This window comes from Pseudanabaena sp. 'Roaring Creek', from assembly GCF_001402795.1.
Lineage (GTDB): Bacteria > Cyanobacteriota > Cyanobacteriia > Pseudanabaenales > Pseudanabaenaceae > Pseudanabaena.
In genome coordinates, this window is record NZ_LIRE01000264.1 from 1 (window position 1) to 5,966 (window position 5,966).

The following is a 5,966-nucleotide window of genomic DNA, read 5'->3' on the forward strand; positions in this document are numbered from 1 at the left end:
GGTATAAGTAAAAAACCAGAACCTGAGAGCATACCGCCCGCGCAGTGGGCGGTATGCTCTTCTGGGTTTTAAGTTTACTCTTAGCTACTTAGTTCAGCATACTTTTCGCTTGCCTATGTACAGCGCTTTGCGCTCAAACCTAAATCAAGGGAATTTTTAAGAGCTTTGCCCTGCAACGCTTTTAAAAATTCCCTTATGGTTCGTTTGATCGGCAATTGCTGTAAATACTGACTTTGTTTGTCGAATGGGGAGATCGATCGCAAATATAGTTCCTTCTCCTATGTTTGACTCACAGCGCATTGAGCCTTTATGTCTCTCTGTCACGATTTGGTAACTAATCGATAAGCCTAAACCAGTACCTTTGCCAATGGGTTTAGTCGTGAAAAAAGGATCGAAAATTCGAGATTGTATATCTTCAGGTATTCCAATCCCATTGTCGGCGATCGCAATCTGTACCCAATCATCATTCACTACTTGAGTCGTAATCCAAATTCTACGAGCCTGCTTTCCGTGACCCTGTTCAGACTCTTCCAGAATATAGATTGCATTGGATAATAGATTCATGAATACTTGATTGATTTTACTTGGATAGCATTCCACTAGAGGTAATTCCCCATAATCTTTGCTCACTTCAATATTTTCAGAATCTGCTATTCCTCTCAATTTATGATCCAAAATATTTAACGTATTGTCGATACATTCATGGAGATCGACTGTCATTAATTCAGACCGATCCAGCCAAGAGAAATTCTGAAGCGATACGACAATTTGTCTGATACGGTTCGTACCTGATTGCATTGATTGCAGAATTTTTCCTAAATCCTCACTGAGAAAATCAAGTTCCATCTCATCTAGGATAGATAGTATATTTTTAGGTGGATTGGGGTAATGGGATTGATAGACTTGGACTAATCTCAGTAAGTCCTTGCTATAGCGATCGACATGGGAAAGATTGCCGTGAATAAAATTAACAGGATTATTAATTTCATGGGCTATCCCTGCTACCAGTTGACCTAAAGAAGATATTTTTTCACTCTGTACCATCTGTAGTTGAGTGCTACGAAGTTCCTCTAATATTTCTTGTAAATGACTATTTTTACTATTTAATTCTTGAGTGCGTTCGGCTACCTTTAGTTCTAAAATCTGGCTATATTCCTCAAGCTGTTGAGTTTTTGACTTTAACTGTTCTGATAATTGTCGTAATTCTTTTTCTATTAATTCTCGTTCTTTATTCTCAGTTCGCAAGGGGTTGTAAAGAAAATAGTAAAGCGCAGGTGCGACGAGTATGGACAACAAAGTACCATCAACCAAAGCTTCGACAATCTCAGGGAGTTTGGGTATGGTCATAAAAAAGAACATAACTATTACCTCGGCACAAAATACCCAAAATGCTGTGCCAATGAGGAAAAAGAGGGGAGACTTACTTTTTGCTAGGTTCACAAACCATCGAACTGCGGAGAAATGCTTTACAAATTTAATAAATTTAAAAGATTTGGGAAATTCACGCAGGTAGATAGTTCCTTCTGAAGCACCAGCATTTTTTAAAGATGTTTTTTTCATAAACTTATAAAGTATTTGTCAAGAGTCTGAATTTAGATTTACCCTATCTAAACCAGTGCGAAGTGTTTTCATAGTCACGGGAACATGTTATGAAGGATAATCGGATTTTATAATGTTTGAAAATTCATGTCTGTTCGAGTTCGCATTGCACCAAGTCCCACGGGTAATCTGCACATAGGCACTGCCCGCACGGCTGTATTTAACTGGCTGTATGCCCGTCACCATCAAGGGACATTTATCCTGAGGATCGAAGATACCGATCGCGAGCGGTCTAAGGATCAATATACCCAAAATATCTTGGAAGGATTAGCATGGTTGGGGATTGATTTTGATGAAGGACCATTTTTTCAAACACAACGGAGCGATCGCTATATTGCCGCAGTCCACAAATTGCTAGCCGAGAAAAAAGCTTACTTCTGTTACTGTACCGAAGCAGAGTTAGAGGCAATGCGGGAAACCCAAAAAGCCAATAAGCAAGCCCCCCGCTACGATAATCGCCATCGCCACCTCACCGACGAGCAACGTCAAGCCTTTGAAGCCGAAGGTCGTCGTCCTGTAGTACGCTTCGTGATTGAGGAACCACGCCATATCTCATGGCATGACCTCGTACGCGGCACTGTGTCTTGGAATAGCAGCGATCTCGGCGGTGATATGGTTATTGCCCGCGTTGACGATCAAGGCAATATTGGCTTGCCGCTATATAACTTTGCGGTGGTTGTCGATGACATTGATATGGAAATTACCCAAGTAATTCGTGGGGAAGATCATATCGCTAATACAGCCAAACAGATTTTGATTTATGAAGCCCTAGGCGCGAAAGCACCCCAGTTCGGACATACGCCCCTCATTCTGAACCAACAAGGAGCAAAAATTTCTAAACGGGATGGTGCAACCTCAGTTTGGGAATTTCGGAATATGGGCTATATTCCCGAAGCCTTTAATAACTATATGGCGTTACTTGGTTGGTCGCCTTCGGACGGTAAGGAGTTATTTAGCATCCAAGAGGCAGCCCAGATTTTCAGTTTCGATCGCGTTAATAAGGCTGGGGCAAAATTTGATTGGGATAAACTGAATTGGATTAATAGCCAATACTTACACTCATTACCTACGGAAGATGTTTGCGATCGCTTGACTCCCTTTCTTCAGGAAGCTGGCTATGACCTGACATCGGTCGATCGTCAATGGCTCCTCGACTTGACCAAGCTGATTGCCCCAAGTTTGACGGTCTTGACCGATGCCGCCATAATTAGCAAGTTTTTCTTCACTGAGTTTGAAGAATACACCGATGAGGCAAAGGCAACTCTCCAAGGTGATGCGATCGCGGGGATTATCACCGCACTTATCGAAGCGCTCCAAGAAACGTCCGAACTGGATGCCGATCTTGCAGGGGAAGTCATCAAGACCGTCACTAAGTCTCAAGGAGTGAAGAAAGGCGTTGTCATGAAGTCGCTGCGGGCTGCCCTTACGGGCGATCTGCATGGACCAGAGATTCTGCCAACCCTTGTACTGCTCCATCGTAAAGGGATTGCCTTGCAACGGTTACAAAGAGCAGTTACAGCATAGATAATACCAAGGTAAGAAATGGCGTAGCCATTTCTTACAGCGCTTTGCGCTCAAACCCAAACCAAGGGAATTATTGAAAGCGTTGCGAAGCAACGTTTTCAATAATTCCCTTGTGGTTCGTTTGATCGATAATTGCTGTAATACTAATTCATGAAAGTGTGACAACACTTTCATGAATTAAACATCAAACCCAGTAAGGTTTTGCGATCCCCAAAATGGAGTTGCCATTTTGGGAATTGGTATAACTGGAAAACCTTTTTGAGCGCAAAGCGCTGGATGACACTTACTTTCAGGCTAATCATTAGATAAGGGAACAGATAGGGGAAGTTTAATGATGCATTCAGTTCCGACCTCTCGTGGTAAAACCTGAAGTTCTCCCCCATGCTCCTTAACGATGTTGTAACTAACAGATAGTCCTAAACCCACACCCTTCCCGACAGGCTTGGTTGTAAAAAACGGATCGAAAATAGAATTTTGAACTTCTTGGTTAATACCTACGCCATTGTCAATAACCTTGACTGCGATCGCGCGATCGCTTAACTCGGTGCGAATAATAATTTCTGGCGATCGCTGATGCATCACCCCTTCTACCGCATCAATGGCATTAGTAATGATAGACATAAAAACTTGGTTAAGCTGCGACGCATTACAATCTAACATCGGTAAATCCCCATATTCACGCTTAATATGGATATGCTTAAGGCGATGCTGCAAAAGTAAAAGCGTATTATCAAGCCCCTCATGCAAATCAGATTCTTTTTTCTCTGCTTCATCCAAACGAGAAAAGTTACGCAAGGACAGCACTATTTGATTGATGCGTTCTGCACCTTTTTTAACTGAAGATAGGGTATTTGGCAGATCGCCAATAAGGAACTCCAAGTCTATCTCTTTAACTTTTGTTTGAATCTTTTCGCTAGGATCTGACTCATTCTGATAGAGCTTTAGAAGCTCTAGTATTTCTAGCAATTGAGCATGAATATACCCGATATTACCGCAAATAAAGTTGATAGGATTATTCATTTCATGGGCAATACCCGCGACTAGTTGCCCTAGACTAGACATCTTTTCCGAATGAATAAGTTGTGCTTGTGTATTTTTTAATTCTGCTACAGTGTGTTGGAGTTGTTGGTTGCTTTCTCGTAGAGACTCTTCTACCTTCTGTCTTTCTATGATATTTTCGCTTAGAGTCGAGACATGCTTGCGTAATTCTAATTGAGTAATCACCTCCCTACCTAGGGTTTGCAATGCTTTAAGCTGCTCTGTGCTGAGATTCTTGGGAGTGCGATCGATGACGCAAAGTGTTCCCAAGGCAAAACCATCGGGAGTTACTAAGGGAGTTCCCGCATAGAATTGAATATTTGGTTCATCTACAACTAAAGGATTATTCGCAAATCGTTCGTCCTCACGGGTATCGGGTACAACCAAAGGAGCGGATTGGAGAATTGCATGAGCGCAGAAGGAAAGATCTCTTGAAGTTTCCGATGCTTCTATCCCAATTTTGGACTTAAACCATTGGCGATTAGCATCAACTAAGCTGATGAGCGCAATGGGAGTACCGCAAATATATGCAGCAAGAGATGTTAGCTCATCATAGGTTTCCTCTGGAAGCGTATCGAGAATGTTGTACCTTTGTAAAGCGGCTAAACGCTCTACCTCATTGACTGGAACAGGAGGGGATGAATGCATAATGAATATGTTTATTGATTAAAGTGAAATTTAACATCTGCTTAAAGAGATGATGGATTCTTACCGCAGGAAGAAAATAAGGCGGATTTCAGGTAATTAATTTCAAAAAATAGAAACCATAAATCTACATAGCTACTGGTTTACAAATAGTTTGTTTGAGCGTGAACTGAAACAATTTGTAATTACTTTCAAATCTAAGATATTCAGAATACTTACCTCTAAATTCATTTAGCTTTTTAATATTCAGCTTTTTAATATTCAGCTTTTTAATATTCAGCTTTTTAATGTTTAGTTGCTTATCATTTATTTGGTTACCTATCCCTCATTTATAATCTAAATCATTTTTTTACTTACTGTCAAACAAAATAATCGATTGCTCTTGATTAATTCCTCTAAAGTGTTGTAAAAGCTAGAGTCTAGGTTTAATACAGGACAAAACAATATACATCACCTTAAAGTATGAAATTATTGATAAATATTTCTATTACTACATCATTCAGCAATTTTAGTTAGCAGTCTTAAATCTTTCCGTGATTTTAGTTGGCAATCTCGAATCATTAAAAAAGATGTTTTCTAGAGCTATTTATGCAAAAACAATTCGCACATTGTCCTTGTATACGATTCATTTAGGACAACTAGATGTTTTTTTAATAGTTTTATACTTGTTTTATATTTGTTTTCTGGATTTTATTGTTTTAGCTAAAACTAAAGTTTTTAGATGAATGAAGTACGATAAATTTCCGCATTATTCCCTTGGTTTGTGATGGGGTTCAACTCAATTGCGATTATTTATTGTAAAGCCGAGAGAAGCTGTTATGGATACTGCTAAATAGCGCAATATTTGGCAGCCCTAGATAAGTAAGAACATTGCTTCGCACCACCCATCCTTGCCTATCTCAATCCTAAATATAGCTACAGTCACTTGAATTAGGACAAATCAAACCCCAAGAATTGACTGGCGGCGCTTCGCGCCGCCAGTCAATTCTTGGGGTTTATGTCCTAATCTCTTCCCAGTGAAAAATTAGACGTTGCGGCGCTTCGCGCCGCAACGCTAATTCTTGGTTTTTAATGTCTAATTTTATAGCGGGAAGGGAGTAGGACATTTGGCGATAGCTATAGTTTGTGGAAGCGTCCCCAAAAAGGGGGCGCTTCCACAA

At 40.4% G+C, this 5,966-nt stretch carries 3 protein-coding genes; 1 reads left to right on the top strand and 2 read right to left on the bottom strand.

Annotation, left to right across the window (positions count from 1 at the left end):
* Positions 1 to 156: 156 nt before the first annotated feature.
* On the bottom strand, positions 157 to 1,560 hold the full coding sequence (locus AC805_RS09105; protein WP_231662564.1) for a sensor histidine kinase: 1,404 nt from the start codon (positions 1,558 to 1,560) through the stop codon (positions 157 to 159).
* Between the two features lie 126 nt (positions 1,561 to 1,686).
* Between AC805_RS09105 and gltX the strand changes: the two genes are divergently transcribed.
* Complete coding sequence (gene gltX, locus AC805_RS09110; protein WP_055075136.1) at positions 1,687 to 3,123, top strand: glutamate--tRNA ligase; 1,437 nt, start codon at positions 1,687 to 1,689, stop codon at positions 3,121 to 3,123.
* A 294-nt stretch (positions 3,124 to 3,417) separates the two neighbouring features.
* Here gltX and AC805_RS09115 read toward each other — a convergent pair whose 3' ends face one another.
* The gene (locus AC805_RS09115) at positions 3,418 to 4,809 is read right to left on the bottom strand and encodes an ATP-binding protein (protein ID WP_055075137.1); all 1,392 of its coding nucleotides are present in this window, start codon (positions 4,807 to 4,809) and stop codon (positions 3,418 to 3,420) included.
* Positions 4,810 to 5,966: the final 1,157 nt, after the last annotated feature.

What these genes read in the sequence shown, in the direction of transcription:
- AC805_RS09105 (WP_231662564.1), bottom strand. Translation starts at nt 1,560, where the DNA reads ATGAAAAAAACATCTTTAAAAAATGCTGGTGCTTCAGAAGGAACTATC.
- gltX (WP_055075136.1), top strand. Translation starts at nt 1,687, where the DNA reads ATGTCTGTTCGAGTTCGCATTGCACCAAGTCCCACGGGTAATCTGCAC.
- AC805_RS09115 (WP_055075137.1), bottom strand. Translation starts at nt 4,809, where the DNA reads ATGCATTCATCCCCTCCTGTTCCAGTCAATGAGGTAGAGCGTTTAGCC.